15 protein-coding genes are annotated in these 14,886 nt (G+C 70.1%); 4 read left to right on the top strand and 11 right to left on the bottom strand.

From position 1 onward, the window contains the following. Positions 1 to 153, bottom strand: a 153-nt coding sequence (locus OU415_RS38415; RefSeq protein ID WP_408641951.1) for an SRPBCC family protein, incomplete at its 3' end; no start/stop codon positions are given. A gap of 32 nt (positions 154 to 185) precedes the next feature. Then, on the bottom strand, positions 186 to 1,196 hold the full coding sequence (locus OU415_RS32145; protein ID WP_270953258.1) for an aldo/keto reductase: 1,011 nt from the start codon (positions 1,194 to 1,196) through the stop codon (positions 186 to 188). Positions 1,197 to 1,346: 150 nt separating this feature from the next. On the opposite strand from OU415_RS32145, the gene OU415_RS32140 reads away from it, so the two are divergent. Next, entirely contained in the window at positions 1,347 to 2,246 is a 900-nt protein-coding gene (locus tag OU415_RS32140) for a LysR substrate-binding domain-containing protein (RefSeq protein ID WP_270953256.1), read from the top strand. 60 nt (positions 2,247 to 2,306) lie between these two features. Here OU415_RS32140 and OU415_RS32135 read toward each other — a convergent pair whose 3' ends face one another. From OU415_RS32135 to OU415_RS32125, 3 genes are all read right to left on the bottom strand, one after another. Then, positions 2,307 to 3,293, bottom strand: coding sequence for a TIGR03571 family LLM class oxidoreductase (locus tag OU415_RS32135; protein ID WP_270953255.1), 987 nt, complete (start codon positions 3,291 to 3,293; stop codon positions 2,307 to 2,309). 64 nt (positions 3,294 to 3,357) lie between these two features. Next, positions 3,358 to 4,176, bottom strand: coding sequence for an aldo/keto reductase (locus OU415_RS32130; protein WP_270953254.1), 819 nt, complete (start codon positions 4,174 to 4,176; stop codon positions 3,358 to 3,360). A gap of 35 nt (positions 4,177 to 4,211) precedes the next feature. After that, positions 4,212 to 5,414 carry an MFS transporter gene (locus tag OU415_RS32125; protein ID WP_270953253.1) on the bottom strand — a complete coding sequence of 401 codons (1,203 nt, stop codon included), beginning with the start codon at positions 5,412 to 5,414 and terminating at the stop codon, positions 4,212 to 4,214. A gap of 170 nt (positions 5,415 to 5,584) precedes the next feature. Here OU415_RS32125 and OU415_RS32120 point away from each other — a divergent pair, with 170 nt between their 5' ends. Beyond that, the gene (locus OU415_RS32120) at positions 5,585 to 6,049 is read left to right on the top strand and encodes a MarR family winged helix-turn-helix transcriptional regulator (RefSeq protein WP_270953252.1); all 465 of its coding nucleotides are present in this window, start codon (positions 5,585 to 5,587) and stop codon (positions 6,047 to 6,049) included. A 36-nt stretch (positions 6,050 to 6,085) separates the two neighbouring features. On the opposite strand, the gene OU415_RS32115 is transcribed toward OU415_RS32120, so the two are convergent. After that, positions 6,086 to 6,958 carry a LysR family transcriptional regulator gene (locus OU415_RS32115; protein WP_270953251.1) on the bottom strand — a complete coding sequence of 291 codons (873 nt, stop codon included), beginning with the start codon at positions 6,956 to 6,958 and terminating at the stop codon, positions 6,086 to 6,088. Positions 6,959 to 7,104: 146 nt separating this feature from the next. On the opposite strand from OU415_RS32115, the gene OU415_RS32110 reads away from it, so the two are divergent. Next, positions 7,105 to 8,415 (top strand): MFS transporter, encoded by a 1,311-nt coding sequence (locus OU415_RS32110; RefSeq protein WP_270953250.1) that lies wholly within the window; start codon positions 7,105 to 7,107, stop codon positions 8,413 to 8,415. A 68-nt stretch (positions 8,416 to 8,483) separates the two neighbouring features. Here the strand turns inward: OU415_RS32110 and OU415_RS32105 are convergent, their stop codons facing one another. Next, entirely contained in the window at positions 8,484 to 9,278 is a 795-nt protein-coding gene (locus OU415_RS32105; protein WP_270953249.1) for an SDR family NAD(P)-dependent oxidoreductase, read from the bottom strand. Positions 9,279 to 9,514: 236 nt separating this feature from the next. Between OU415_RS32105 and OU415_RS32100 the strand changes: the two genes are divergently transcribed. Beyond that, positions 9,515 to 10,699 carry a Gfo/Idh/MocA family protein gene (locus OU415_RS32100; protein WP_270953248.1) on the top strand — a complete coding sequence of 395 codons (1,185 nt, stop codon included), beginning with the start codon at positions 9,515 to 9,517 and terminating at the stop codon, positions 10,697 to 10,699. A 341-nt stretch (positions 10,700 to 11,040) separates the two neighbouring features. Here the strand turns inward: OU415_RS32100 and OU415_RS32095 are convergent, their stop codons facing one another. Genes OU415_RS32095 through OU415_RS32080 form a run of 4 tightly spaced genes read right to left on the bottom strand, consistent with a single transcriptional unit; the run spans position 11,041 to position 14,879 of the window. Continuing rightward, the gene (locus OU415_RS32095) at positions 11,041 to 12,057 is read right to left on the bottom strand and encodes an ABC transporter ATP-binding protein (protein ID WP_270953247.1); all 1,017 of its coding nucleotides are present in this window, start codon (positions 12,055 to 12,057) and stop codon (positions 11,041 to 11,043) included. After that, the gene (locus OU415_RS32090; protein WP_270953246.1) at positions 12,054 to 13,067 is read right to left on the bottom strand and encodes an ABC transporter ATP-binding protein; all 1,014 of its coding nucleotides are present in this window, start codon (positions 13,065 to 13,067) and stop codon (positions 12,054 to 12,056) included. The genes OU415_RS32095 and OU415_RS32090 overlap by 4 nt, the downstream gene beginning before the upstream one ends. After that, positions 13,064 to 13,960 carry an ABC transporter permease gene (locus OU415_RS32085; protein WP_270953244.1) on the bottom strand — a complete coding sequence of 299 codons (897 nt, stop codon included), beginning with the start codon at positions 13,958 to 13,960 and terminating at the stop codon, positions 13,064 to 13,066. The genes OU415_RS32090 and OU415_RS32085 overlap by 4 nt, the downstream gene beginning before the upstream one ends. Beyond that, the gene (locus OU415_RS32080; protein WP_270953242.1) at positions 13,953 to 14,879 is read right to left on the bottom strand and encodes an ABC transporter permease; all 927 of its coding nucleotides are present in this window, start codon (positions 14,877 to 14,879) and stop codon (positions 13,953 to 13,955) included. Before OU415_RS32080 ends, OU415_RS32085 begins: the two co-directional genes overlap by 8 nt. Between the last annotated feature and the right edge of the window lie 7 nt (positions 14,880 to 14,886).

Here is a 14,886-nt window from a genome sequence, read left to right as displayed (position 1 = left end):
CTCGTTGGTCAGGCTGCGGACGCGCCCACCCTCGCTGAGCTCGCTGGTGGGGATGTAGGGCAGCCAGTCGGGCAGCGAGTCGAAGCCGCCGATGAGCTGCCAGACGCGGTCCGCGGGCACCGGGATGTCGACGCTCGTGGTCGTGGACGCCATGATCTCTCTCCTGGGCAGTTGGCGTGTTGGGGTCAGGCGGTGGGGACCGGGGCGTTCGGAGCGATCAGCTCCTCGGCGCGCAAGGCCTCCCAGAAGGCCGCCGGGACGGTCTCGTTGAGCGCGGCCACGTCCTCGGCGATGCGGCTCGGCCGCGTGGCGCCGGGGATGGTCGCGGCGACGGCGGGGTGGGCGAGGGAGAACTGCAACGCCGCCGCCTTGATGCTCACACCGTTCTGCGCGGCGAGCGACTTGATGCGCTCCACCTTGTCGATGATCGCGGCGGGGGCCTTCTGGTACTCGAAGTGCTGCCCGCCGGCGAGGATGCCGGAGCTGTACGGACCGCCGGCGACGATGTCGACGTCCTGGGCCTCGGCGGCCGGCAGCAGGCGCTGCAGGGCGCGGTCGTGGTCGAGCAGCGTGTAGCGCCCGGCGAGGAGGAACCCGTCCGGCTTCGGCTCGTCGAGGTCGAGCGTCATCTCCAGCGGCTCGACCTTGTTGACGCCGAGGCCCCAGCCCTTGATGACGCCTTCGTCGCGCAGCTTCTGCAGGACGCGGAACGCGCCGGTGCGGGCGGACTCGTACGCGGCCACCCACTCGTCGCCGTAGAAGTCCTGCGCGACGTCGTGCACCCACACGAAGTCGAGGCGGTCGGTCCGCAGCCGCTTGAGGCTGTCCTCGATGGACCGGATGGTGGCGTCGGCCGAGTAGTCGGGGACGATCTTGTTGGGGCGGCCGTGCTCGAAGATGCCGCCCTTCTCGCCCAGATCGCGGGAAGCCGGGTCCTCGACCTCGTCGAGGATGATCCGGCCGACCTTGGTGCTCAGGGCGTACTCGTCGCGCGGGCGGTCGGCCAGCACGTCACCCAGCCGGATCTCGGCCAGGCCCGCGCCGTAGAACGGGGCGGTGTCGAAGTAGCGGATTCCGTTGTCCCACGCGGCCTGCACGGTGGCCGCCGCCTCCTCGTCGGGGATGGCGCGGAACATGTTGCCCAGCGGTGCGGTGCCGAAGCCCAGCTTTCCGGGCAGGGAGGAAGTGATGGACATGCTGAGTGATCCCTCGAATTGCGGGCTGTGACGGGAAATCGCACCTGCATCCGGTGCTCGCTCCGTCGGTTGACAACTTCAAGGCTAGGGACGAAACTTAAGACTGTCCAAGACTTGCTTGGACACAGTTAAGTCTTCTGAGGTCTCAATATGTTGGACTTGCGGCAACTCCGCTACTTCGTCGCCGTCGCCGAAACCGAACACGTCGGTCAGGCCGCCGAGCGGCTGCACATCTCCCAGTCGCCGCTCAGCAGGCAGATCGCGCAGCTGGAGAAGAACCTGGGGCTCACGCTGTTCGAACGCTCCCAGCAGCGAATCCGGCTCACCCGGGACGGCCAGGTCTTCCTCGCCGAATCCCGTGCGCTGCTCCAGCACGCCGACCGCCTGGAGAACCTGGGACGTCGGCTGGGCCGCGGAGAAGAGGGCGGCCTGTGCATCGGCTACGTCGCCGACGCCATCCACACCGGAATCCTCCCCAGTGCACTGCGGACGCTGCACGACGCACAACCCGACGTCCACATCGCGCTGTACAACCTGTTGCCCAGCGCGCAGTTCGAAGGTCTGCGGCAGCGCAGCCTCGACATCGCGCTCGTGCACGCGCCGCCGTCCGAGGACGACCCCGACCTGGTATCGGCGCCATTGCTCCAGGACCCGCTGCTGCTCGCCATGCCGGCGAAGCATCCGCTTGCTGCCAAAGGGGAAATCGCGCCGAGCGACCTCGACGGCCAGCCGTGGATCGCGATCGAGAACGCCCAGGATCCCGCCTGGCGCGACACTTTCGTCGCTTCCTGCGCTGCCGCGGGCTTCACTCCGGACATCCGCCTCGACGCCGCGGAACCGCTGACCGCGCTCGGTCTGGTCGCCTCGGGGCTCGGACTCGCGCTGGTGCAAAAGAGCATGGCAGGCGCCACCACGGAGGACATCGAGGTGCGCGAACTCCCTTGGCACGACGGTTGTGTCAAGCTGTGGGCCGCCTGGCACCACATCGACCTGCGGCCCGTGGTGACCGCGTTCCGCGCCACCGTCCTCGGCACGAGCAACGCCGCATAGCACCGAATCGTCCATCGTGGAACAAGTCCACGATGGACGATTCAGCGGGCGGTAAGGCACTCAGCTGGTGGGGAAGTGCGGCAGCACCTCGTGCGCCAGCTCCTTGAGCACCTCTTCGACCGGGCGGTCCCCGGGGCGGAGGTTGAAGGAGACGTGCGCGACACCGAGCTCACCCATCGCGCGCAGCTGCTCGATGAGGGCCAGCCGGCCGGTCCGCATGCCGAGTCGGAGCGGGGTGGCGTCTGCGGTGGGGTCGTCGAGCAGGTCGAGCTGCATCGGGGTGAGGTACGGCTTCGAGGCGTCCCCGGTGAGCTGCCGCCACTCGTCGGTCTTCTTGCGCAGCGCCCCCAACTGACGGGGGTAGTTGAGCGACGCGTCCGCGTTCTCGGCGATCCACTCGGCGGACTGCTGCGCGGAACCGGCGATGGCGATCGGGATCGTCGAGCCGGTCGGCTTGGGCAGCACCTCGAGCCGGCGGTCGGCGGTCAACCCGATGTCCGGCAGATCGATGCCCTCGCCCGGGGAACGCGGCGCCCAGGCCGCGCGGAGGATCTCCACGCCCTCGCGGAACGCGGCTCCGCGGGTGTGGAAGTCCAAGCCGAACAAGGGATATTCGACCGGCCGGTCACCGCTGGCCAGGCCGAGCACGAACCGCCCTCCGGACAGCACGTCGACCGTGGCCGCCGCCTTGGCGACCAGCCAGGGCTGGCGCAGGGGCAGCACGACCGCGGCGGTGCCGAGCACCGCGCGCTTGGTGATCGCGGCCAGGTGCCCCAGGTGCGTGAAGGTCTCGAAGACCGAACCCGCGTCGCCGAACTGGACCGGGTCGTGGAGCGGGACGTCCCGCACCCACAGGGCGGCGAAGCCGAGGTCGTCGGCCAGCTGGGCCAGGCGGGCGTGTTCGGAGAGGTCCGGGACGCCGAAGAGCCGTTCCCCGGTGCGGAGCCGGGTCTCGCCCCAGTCGTTGTCCAGCGGGAGCTCGAGGCCGAGCGTCGGCAGACCGGTCGGGGCGACGAGGCGGTCCAGCGCGGTGGATTCGGAAGGCATCGTGATTCCTGCGGGGGAGGAGCCGGGCCGGCCGCACGGCTCGCGCGGCCTGCCCGGCGGGCGGTCAGTTGAGGGTGTCGGGGTCCGGGCCGGTGCGCAGGCCCCGGTCGAGACCGGCGATCGCGGTCATCTCGTCCTCGGACAGGGCGAAGTCGAAGACGTCGATGTTCTGCTGGATGCGGGCCGGGGTGACCGACTTCGGGATCACGATGTTGCCGAGCTGCAGGTGCCAGCGGATGACGACCTGGGCGGGCGACTTGCCGTGCCGCTCCGCGATGTCGGTCAGCGTGCTCTCGCGCAGCATCGCGCCCTGCGCCAGCGGGCTCCACGCCTCGGTCGCGATCCCGTGCTCGGCGTGCACGGCGCGCAGCTCGCGCTGCTGGAGACCGGGGTGCAGCTCGACCTGGTTGACCACCGGGACGAGCGAGCTGTTGTCGATCAGCCTGCGCAGGTGCGCGGGCTGGAAGTTGGACACACCGGCGGCGCGGACCCGGCCGTCGGCGACCAGCTCCTCGATGGCCTTCCAGGTGTCCAGGTACAGGTCGCGCGCCGGGGTCGGCCAGTGGATGAGGTACATGTCCACGTGGTCCAGCCCGAGCTTGGCGAGGCTGCTGTCGAAGGCGGCGAGGGTCGAGTCGTAGCCCTGGTCGGCGTTCCACAGCTTCGTGGTGATGAACAGCTCGTCGCGGGCGATCCCGGATTCGGCGATGGCGCGGCCGACGCCGGCCTCGTTGCCGTAGATCGCGGCGGTGTCGATCGAGCGGTACCCGGCCTGCAGGGCGGCGGAAACCGCGGCGGTGGTCTCCTCGTCGGGCACCTGGAAGACGCCGAAGCCGAGCTGCGGGATCTCGACGCCGTTGTTGAGGGTGGTGGTGGGAACCATGGTGGTGGAACTCCTGGTGATCGTTGCGGATCGGGTCAGTGGTGGGCGGCGACCGGCTCGGCGCCCTCGGACGCCGGGACGGCGGCGGTCGCCCGGGTGCGGCGGTCGAGGAAGGCCGCGAGGAACGACAGCAGCAGCGCGGTGCCGGCGAGCAGGGCCCCGACCCAGTTGGGCGAGGTGTAGCCGAACCCGGCGGCGATCACGACACCGCCGAGCCAGGCGGCGAGGGCGTTGCCGAGGTTGAAGGCACCGATGTTGGCCGCCGAGGCCAGGGTCGGCGCGGCGGAGGCCTGGTCGAGGATCCACTTCTGCAGCGGCGGGACGGTCGCGAAGCCCAGGGCGCCGATGACGGGCAGGGTGATCGCGGCCAGGACCTGGCTGTGCGCGGTGACCGCGAACAGCAGCAGGGTGCCGGACAGGAGCGCGAGCGTGACGAACAGCATGGGCATCAGGGCCTTGTCGGCGAACTTGCCGCCGAGCAGGTTGCCCAGGAACATGCCGATGCCGAACAGCACGAGCAGCCAGGTCACGCCGCCCTCGGAGTAGCCCGCGACGTCGGTCATCATCGGCGCGATGTAGGTGATCGCGGCGAACACGCCGCCGTAGCCGAGGACGGTCATCGCCATCGCGAGCCAGACCTGCACGTTGCGGAACGCGGCGAACTCGGTGCGGATCTTCGCGGCCTCGGGCTTGCCCTGCTCGGGGACGAGCGCGGCGACGCCGAGGAACCCGACCAGGCCGAGCAGCGCGACGACGGTGAAGGTGACCCGCCAGCCGAAGGCCTGCCCGACGTAGGTGCCGCCGGGGACGCCGACGATGTTGGCGACGGTCAGGCCCATGAACATCAGCGAGATGGCCGAGGCCTTCTTGTTCGGGGCGACCAGGTCGGCGGCGACCACGGAGCCGATGCCGAAGAACGCGCCGTGCGCGAACGAGGCGACGACCCGGCCGGTGAGCATGACGCCGAAGGTCGGTGCTGCGGCGGAGAGCGCGTTGCCGACGATGAAGATGCCCATCAGGAACAGCAGCATCTTCTTCCGGGACACCTTGGTGCCCAGGACGGTGAGGATCGGTGCCCCGACGAGGACGCCGAGCGCGTAGCCGGACACCAGCCACCCCGCGGCGGGGATGCTGACTCCGAACTCGCCGGCGACCTGCGGGAGCACACCCATGATCACGAACTCGGTGGTGCCGATCCCGAAGGCACCGATGGCGAGAGCCAGGAGCGCGAGAGGCATGTCGAGGCCTTCCTAGTCCGACTGCGTCTGTGTCTTACAAGCGTCGACAATAATTGCACACGCGCGCTATTTCAAATGAGGCGTATTGTGATGTGGCAGATAGTTGCACACGCCTCATATGGGTGCAAGCTGGTAACGTTGGTAGTAGGTCAGCTGATAGGAGGTGCTCAGTGGGAATCGCCGACGACGCCGTCGAGGTCCGCGCCCACGGCTGGCGCACGCTCGCCGCGCTGCACGGGGCGCTCGACACCGCGCTGGAGAAGGCACTCCAGGCCGAGCACGGCCTCTCGGTCGTCGAGTACACGGTCCTGGATGCGCTCGGCCGCCAGGACGGCTGGCACATGCGCATGCAGCAGCTCGCCCGCGCCACCGCGCTCAGCGGCAGCGCGACGACACGGCTGGTCAGCCGCCTGGAAGACCGCGAGCTGCTCACCCGCATCCTCTGCAAGGACGACCGCCGCGGGATCTACACCGAGCTCACCGACGCGGGCCGGGCGCTCCTGGAGCGAGCCCGCCCGACCCACGACGCCGCCTTGGAGGCCGCGCTCGCCGAGGCGACCGAAACCCCGGAGCTCGCCCCGCTGGTCGAAGCCCTCCACGGCCTGACCCAACCCGCGCAGGCACTGCAGCGCTGACCGTCGTGCGCCGACGTCGTAGTCCGGTGTGGACAGTCATCGCTGTTCGTCGAGCAGTTCCAGGAATGCCCGTGCGGCGGGGGAAACGCCGGATGTGAGCGACACCGCCTGGACCGTGCGGGGTGCTACTCCGGCAGTCGGGACGCTGTCCACTGTGGGCATTCGGGCGGCGACGGCGGCGAAGACCACGCCGAGGCCGAGACCGCGCGCGACGAGCTGTTCCAGCATCGCCGTGGTGTTGGCCTCGAAGGCGACGGTGCGGGTGACCCCGGCTGCGGCGAACGCGGCGTCGTTGTGGCCCCGGATGCCGGAGCGGAGGGGCATGTCGACCATGTCCTCCTCCGCCAGCTGCGCGGGCGTGACCTCCGCGGACCCGGCCAGCCGGTGGCCGCGCGGGACGATGGCGACGAGATCGTCGGTGTTGAGCACGCGCCCGGCGAAGCCGCGGGGGAGCTCACCCGGGCCGACGTCGACGAAAGCGATGTCGCAGGTGCGCTCGCGCACCTGCTGCAGCTGGTCCCGGACCAGGGAGGAGCGCAAGGTCACGCGGACCGCCGGGTGCTTCTCCCGGTAGGTGGCGAGCAGGTCGGGCAGGTTCACGGCGGTGAGCGGAGCGATGCTGCCGATGACCAGGCTGCCCCGGATCTCGCTGCTGCGGGCCACCGCCTCGCTGCGAGCGCGTTCGGCCGCGGCCAGCGCCTCCCGGGCCGGTTCGAGGAATCCCTCGCCTGCCGGGGTGATCTGGACGCGGCGGCTGGTGCGCTCGAACAGCCGGACCCCCAGCTCGCTCTCCAGCCGGGCGATCTGCTCGCTGAGCGCGGACTGGACGACGAAGCAGCGCTGGGCGGCTCGGGTGAAGCTGCCGGTCTCGGCGACCGCGACGGCGTAGGTGAGCTGGCGGAGTTCCACGCATCCATCGTGATCTCCGATAGGTCCTATGGCAACTACCTGTTGGACCGATGCGCGCGTGCCGGGAGAGCATCGGCGAGTGGCCGGATCCGCCCAGTTCCACCAGCGCTGCGCTCGCGTACTCGTTCTCCCGGAAGGAAAACGTCGTGGCTTCCTCCGCTGCTCAGCAGCCCTCGCTCCACAACGCTGCGCGCCCGGACACCCGTGATGGCCCGCGCCGCGGCACGGTCCTGCTCCTGGCCGTGGCCGTGGGGTTGTGCGTGGCCAGCAACTACTACGCCCAGCCGTTGCTGGGCACGATCGCCGGCGACCTGGGCATGTCGTCGGCGTCCGCATCGCTGATCGTCACGGTCGCCCAGGTCGGCTACGCCCTGGGGCTGGTCTTCCTGCTGCCGCTGGGCGATCTGCTGGAACGCCGCCGCCTGGTGTGCGGACTGACGCTGGCCACGTCGATCTCGCTGGCGCTGACCGCGATCGCCCCGAGCGGCGCCCTGCTGCTGGTCGGCGCTGCGCTGACCGGTCTGCTGTCGGTCACGGCGCAGATCCTCGTGCCCTTCGCCGCGGACCTCGCCTCGCCGCACCAACGCGGCCGGATCATCGGAACCGTGATGACCGGTCTGGTGCTGGGCATGCTGCTCGCCCGCACCGCGTCCGGAGCGCTGGCCATCGTCGGGGGCTGGCGGACGATCTACGTGGTCGCGGCGCTGGCCATGCTCGCCCTGACCGCGGCCCTGCACCGCGCGCTCCCGCAGTTCCGGGGAACCGCGGCCTCGAGCTACCCGGGACTGGTGCGCTCCACCGCCCGGCTGCTGGTCGACGAACCGGTCCTGCGGGCGCGCGCGGCGATCGGGATGCTGGCCTTCGCCTGCTTCAGCGTGCTTTGGACTTCGCTCGCCTTCCTGCTGTCCGGGCCGGGTTATGGCTGGTCGGACGGTGAGATCGGGCTGATCGGCCTGTTCGGTGCTGCGGGCGCGATCGCCGCGCAGCTGGCCGGGCGACTCGCGGACCGCGGACTCACGACGCACACCACGCTCGTCGGCGCAGTCGTGCTGCTCGCGTCCTGGGGTCTGCTGCTGTTGGGGGCGCACAGCTTGGTGCTGCTGATCGCCGGGATCGTTCTGCTTGACCTGGCCCACCAGGGCGTGCACATCACCAACCAGTCGCTGATCTACGCGCTGCGCCCGGACGCGCGCGGGCGCATCACCTCCGCGTACATGACGTGCTACTTCGCCGGCGGTGCTATCGGCTCGGCCCTGGCCGGGGTGGTGCACGCCCGCGCTGGGTGGGCGGGAGTGTGCGCGCTCGGCGCCGTGCTGGCGGTCGCGCTGTGCCTGGTCTGGGCGGCGAGTTCCGTTCAGCGAGCCAGGATGCGGGAGCTGCGGTCAGTGGCGAGCGCCGCGTTCATGGGCGCGGGCTTGCTGGCGCTCATCGCGGTGGTGCTGCGGCTCGCCGCCTGATCCGAGCGGCGTCCCCTCAGGTCGATGTCCTTTGTGCACTGGGGGACGCCGCTCGGCGGCGGGAGCTGTCAGGGCAGGATCGAGTCGACGTAGCCGCCGTCGACGCGGACCGCTCCGCCCGTGGTGGCCGAGGCGAGCGGGGAGGCGAGGTAGACGACCATGTTGGCGATCTCCTCGGGCTCGATGAGGCGCTGCAGGAGCGACTGCGGCCGGTTGGCGCGCATGAATTCGCGCTGCGCTTCGTCCCAGGGCAGCGAGCGGTCGACGAGCTGGTAGACGAAGTCCTCCACGCCACCGGTGTGGGTCGGACCGGCGATGACCGAGTTGACGGTGACCCCGGTGCCCGCGGCGGCCTTCGCGAAACCTCGGGACGCGGCGAGCAGCGCGGTCTTGCTCATCCCGTAGTGGATCATCTCCTCGGGGATGACCACGGCGGAGTCGCTGGCGATGTTGAGCACGCGGCCCCAACCGCGCTCGATCATCGCGGGCAGCAGCAGGCGGGTCAGCCGCACCGCGGCGAGGACGTTGACCTCGAAGTAGCGGCGCCAGTCCTCGTCGGTGATCTCCAGCGCCGGGATGGCGCCGAAGATGCCGAGGTTGTTGACCAGGACGTCGACCCCGCCGGCCAGCTCCACGACCCGGTCCGCCCCGTCCTCGGTCGTGACGTCGGCAGCGGCAGCGCGCACCGCGACGTCGGGGAATTCCTGCCGGATCTTGTCCGCAGCGGCGGTGACGGTCGCCTCCGAGCGCCCGTTGACGACGACGTCGGCACCGGCGCCGGCCAGTCCGCGCGCGATGGAGAAACCGATCCCCGACGAGGATCCGGTGATGAGAGCGGTCTTCCCGCTGAGATCGATGCGCATGCTCTGCCTCTCTGCTGTCTGCTGGCGCACGGGACGTCCCGGGATTCTCCTCCGCGGGACTTCCCGCCGCTGGCCGCGACTCGCGGCCATCCCGAGCCCGTGGAGATCGCGGCCGCCCGTCCGTCGCGGGGGTGGTGCGGGCGGCGTCGGGAACATAGGGTGGTTGCGCACAAGTGATCGATATAGGTTTGTATCGATCAGAATTCAGCACATGTGCGCGTGCGGGAAGGTGGGGCATGGACGTCAGGACTGGTGTGCTCGGGTGCGGGCTGCGGGTGGGGATCGCCGATCACGCCCACCAGCCCGGTGCGGGATCGCGGATCGTCGCGGTGTGCGACCCGGATCCGGCTCGGGCCGAGGCCGCGGCGCAGCGCTACGGCGACGGCGTCCGGACCACCAGCACGCTCGACGAGCTGCTGGAATGCGGGCTGGACGCGGTGTTCGTGGTCAGCCCCGACCACCTGCACGAGGAGCACGCGATCCGCTGCCTGGAGGCCGGGCTCGCCGTCTACCTCGAGAAGCCGCTGGCGATCACCGCGGAGGGCTGCGACCGCGTCCTCACCGCCGCGCAGCAGCACGGCGGCAAGCTCTACGTCGGGCACAACATGCGGCACATGCCGGTGGTCCGGACGATGCGCGACCTGATCGAGTCGGGTGCGATCGGGCGGGTCACCTCGATCTGGTGCCGCCACTTCGTCGGGCACGGCGGCGACTTCTACTTCAAGGACTGGCACGCCGACCGCAGCAAGAGCACGGGCCTGCTGCTGCAGAAGGGCGCGCACGACATCGACGTCCTGCACTGGCTGGCCGGCGGGTACAGCAGGCGGGTCAACGCGATGGGGGCGCTGACCGTCTACGGCGGCATCACCGACCGCAACGAGCACGAGACCTACAAGACGGGCCACGACTGGGACGAGTACGAGCAGAACTGGCCGCCGCTGAGCCAAACCGGCCTCAACCCGGTGGTGGACGTCGAAGACCTGAGCATGGTCAACCTCCAGCTGGACAACGGTGTGCTCGCGACCTACCAGCAGTGCCACTACACGCCGGACTACTGGCGCAACTACACGGTCATCGGCACCGAAGGCAGGCTGGAGAACTTCGGCGACGGTTCAGGCGCGGTGGTCAAGGTCTGGAACCGCAGGCACCGCGGCTACGCCCCGGACGGCGACCAGGTGGTGGAGGTCGAACGAGCCAGCGGAGGCCACGGCGGAGCGGATCCGCGCATCGTGGCGGAATTCCTGGACTTCGTCCGCGCCGACATCTCCACCGTCACCTCGCCGATCGCAGCCCGCGAAGCAGTCGCAACAGGCTGTGCCGCAACGGAATCCCTCCGCAACGGTGGAAAACCGGTCGACGTGAAAGCCCCCGACGCTGCCCTGCTCGACTACTTCGAGCACCCGCACGCCAGCGCGTCCTGAGCGGGTGCTTGAAGAGGGCTCCGCTACTGCTGGATGACCATGTCGACAACGATTCCAGACCCGACGACGAAGTGGTGACGATCGCAATTTCGATTGAAATTGGCTGAATGCTCACCGTGACTTCCGTCGAAAACGGCGCCAATTTCGATTGAAATTGCGTAACGCGAAGCAACCACCTACCGCTTGGAACCCAAAAGCAACCCCGCACCTGCCGCACACCACATCGCGAACCCCCACCCGGTATCACCACCGGACCCCGACGACGCACCGATCCCCCAAAAAAGCCCACCAACGCAGCAAAAGAACCCCCGGCGCCGCACCGCAGCGCCGGGGGTGTGGGTTCAGTGCTTCGCAGCGGGATCCGCGTCGGCGACCTCAGCGGCGTAGTGGCAATGCGAGACATGCCCCTCGCCCAGGTCGTGCCCGGTCGGGACTGCGGTGGAGCAGTCCGGGCGGGCCATCCAGCAGCGGGTGTGGAACGGGCAGCCGGGTGGCGGCGAGATCGGCGACGGCGGGTCGCCTTCGAGGACGATGCGCTGCTGCTCCGGTTCGTCGTCGAAGCCGGGGCGGGGGATCGCCGAGAGCAGCGCTCGGGTGTAGGGGTGCGCGGTCCGGTCGTAGACCGCGTCGCAGTCGCCCTCCTCGACCACCTTGCCCAGGTACATCGTCGCGATGCGGTCGCAGAAGTGGCGCACCACGTCGAGGTCGTGCGCGATGAACACGACGGTCAGCGACAGCTCGCGCTGCAGCTCGGCGAGCAGGTTCAGCACTTGCGCGCGCACCGAGACGTCGAGCGCTGACACCGGTTCGTCGCAGATCAGCACCTCCGGGTTCAGCGCGATGCCGCGGGCGATGCCGATGCGCTGGCGCTGGCCGCCGGAGAACTCGTGCGGATAACGGTCCAGGTGGTCCGGGCGGAGGCCGACCTGTTCGAGGAGCTGCTCCAGCCTCGGCCGCAGGCCCGATCCGGGGACCGCGTCGCGGTGGATCCGGAACGGTTCGGCCAGGATCGAGCTGACGGTCTTGCGCGGGTTGAGCGAGGCGTAGGGGTCCTGGAAGACCATCTGGATGTTGCGCCGCATCTGGCTCTGCTCGGCGCCTTTCGCGCGGTGGACGTCGATGCCCCGGTAGCGGACCTGGCCGCTGGTGGGCTTCTCCAGCGCGGTGAGCAGGCGGGTCAGCGTGGACTTGCCGCAGCCGGATTCGCCGACGATGCCCAGCGCTTCGCCCTTGCGCAGCTGCAGGTTCACCCCGTCGACGGCCTTGACGGTGGACGAGCCGAGTCCGAACCGCCCGCCGCCGCGCTTGCGGTAGTGCTTGGTGACGTCCCGGACGTCGAGGATGTGCTGCTCGGTCACGACGAGACCTCCGACCAGAAGTGGCACCGGGTCTGCCTGCCGTCCTCCAGCAGCAGCAGCTCCGGTTCGACCGATGCGCAGTGCTCCCGCGCGATGCCGCAGCGCGGGTGGAAGCGGCAGCCCGCCGGGCGATCGGTGAGGCTCGGCGGCAGACCGCCGATCGCGGGCAGCGGGCCGCCGCGGTGCGAGCGCTGCGGGATGGAGGCGACCAGCCCCCGGCTGTACGGGTGGACCGGCGAGGTGAACAGCTCGCGGATCGGCCCGCGCTCGACGACCTGCCCGGCGTACATCACCAGCGCGCGGTCGGCCATCCGGGACGCGACGCCGAGGTCGTGGGTGATCAGCACCAGCGCCAGACCCCGTTCGGCCTGCTGCTCGGCGAGCAGGTCGAGGATCTGGGCCTGCACGGTCACGTCCAGCGCCGTGGTGGGCTCGTCGGCGATGACGACCTCCGGGTCCAGCGCCAGCGCCATCGCGATGAGGCTGCGCTGGCGCATGCCGCCGGAGAACTGGTGCGGGGAGTCGCCGGCGCGGCTGGCCGCCGCGGGGATCCGCACCCGGTCCATCATCTCCACGGCCTTCTGCCACGCCTCCCGCCGGGACGCGCCGCGGTGCAGCCGGTACATCTCGCCGATCTGCTTGGCCACCGGCTGCACCGGGTTCAGCGCGGTGAGCGCGTCCTGGAAGATCAGCGACACGCGGGACCCCGCCACCGCGCGCCGCTGGCGGTCGGGGAGCGCGAGCAGGTCCTGACCGCCGAGTTCGACGGTGCCGCCGACGATTTCGGCGGGCGGGGTGTCGAGGATCCCCATGATCGCCTGCGCGGTGACGCTCTTGCCCGAGCCCGATTCACCGAGCACGGCGAGGGTTTCGCCCGCGCTCACGCTGAAGCTGACGTCCTGCACGGCGTGCAGCCGTCCGGCCGGCGTGTGGAAGTCGACGCTGAGTCCGCGCACGTCGAGAACCGCGGCCCCGTCCTGGTGCGGTGCCGACCGCGCCTTGGCGTTCATGCTTGCTTTCCCTTCGGGTCGAGGGCTTCCCGCAGGCTGTCGCCGAGGACCACGAACGCCAGCACGGCGCCGGTCAGGAACAGCGCGGGGTAGAGCAGCAGGTGCGGGCTGGCCTGCCACTGCGCTTGGGCGGTGGACAGCTGCAGCCCCCACGAGATCGCGGGCGGCTGGAGCCCGATGCCGAGGAAGGTCAGCGCTGCCTCGGCGGCGATGATCCCGCCGATCTCCAGGGTTTTCAGCACGATCAGCGAGGTCAGTGCGTTCGGCGCGATGTGCGTGCCGATGATGCGCAGGTGACTTCCGCCGAGCACGCGCGCGGCCTGCACGTACTCCAGGTTGCGGACCTTGAGCACCGAGCCGCGCATGTAGCGCATGCCGCCGGGCCAGCTGAACACGATCAGAACCAGGCTCACCGTCCAGATCGTGCGGTCCTCGAACATGTTGAGCACCACGATCGCGGCGATGATCATCGGCAGTCCGAACACCACGTCGGCGATCCGCGACACCACGCCGTCGACGACGCCGCCGAAGTAACCGGCCAGCGCACCGAGCACCGCGGCCACCACGAACGTCGCCGCGGTGACCAGCAGGCCGATCGCGATCGACGGCCGGGCGCCGTGCACGACGTTGGCGAAGTAGTCGCAGCCCTGCATGTCGAAGCCGAACGGATGGCCCGGTGCCGGGCCCGCGCCGCTGAGCCGCAGCTCGCAGTGCATCGGATCGGCGGAGGTGAACAGGCTCGGCCAGGCCGCCATCAGCACGTAACCGGCGGCGATCAGCGCGGCGACCACGAACAGCGGGGCGCGCAGCGGTTTCGGCAGCCGCCCGACGACGGTGAGCCTGCGGCGGGGCGCGGTCGTGGCGGCGGGGGAGAGGTCGGTTCGGTCAGCCATTGCGCACCCTCGGGTCGATGATTCCGTAGCTGATGTCCACGAGCAGGTTGACCAGCAGGTAGATCAGGATGATGAAGGTGGCCACGCCGACCACGATCGTGCCCTGCTGGGTCTGCACCGCCTGCACCAGCAGTCCGCCGATGCCGGGCAGGTTGAACACGCTCTCGACGATCACGGCGCCGCCGAGCATCGCGGCCAGGCTGAGACCGAGGTAGGTGACCACCGGGATCATCGAGTTGCGCAGCGCGTGCCCCCACACGACGCGGCCCGGCGAGGCCCCCTTGGCCCGCGCGGTCCGGATGAACTCGGCGCTCATCGCGTCGACCAGGCTCGACCTGGTCAGCCGGGCGAGCGGGGCGGCGGCTTCCAGCGCCACCACCAGCGCCGGGAGGAGGAAGCTCACCGGCCAGCCCTCGGCGATGCCGGCGATCGGGAACAGCTGCAGCTTCAACCCGAACAGCAGCTGCACCATGAACGCGATCACGAACCCGGGCAGTGCCACGAACAGCACGGTGAAGGCCAGCGCCAGGTGGTCGCCGGCGCGGCCGCGGTGCAGCGCGCCGAAGATCCCGACCCCGAGGCCGATCACCAGCTTGAGCACCCAGGCGGTCAGCGCCAGTTGCAGCGTCGTCGGCCACCGCTCGGCGATCATCTCCAGCACCGGGCGGTCGAAGAAGTCGGTGCCGAAGTCGCCGCGCAGCAAACCGCCCATGTACAGCAGGTATTGGGTGATCAGCGGTTCGTCGAGGTGGTAGCGCTCGCGCAGCGCCTCCACTGTGGAGGGTGGCAGCGGCCGGTCGCCGGCCAGCGCGGCGATCGGGTCGCCGGGCATCGCGTAGACCAGCGCGAAGATCAGGAACGTGACGCCGAACAGCACCGGCAGCATCGCCGCGATGCGGCGTACGAGGTATCCGAGCACGTCGGCC

The sequence above is a fragment of the Saccharopolyspora oryzae genome, from assembly GCF_027853915.1.
GTDB lineage: Bacteria > Actinomycetota > Actinomycetes > Mycobacteriales > Pseudonocardiaceae > Saccharopolyspora > Saccharopolyspora oryzae.
This window is presented reverse-complemented; position numbering and strand designations above follow the sequence as displayed.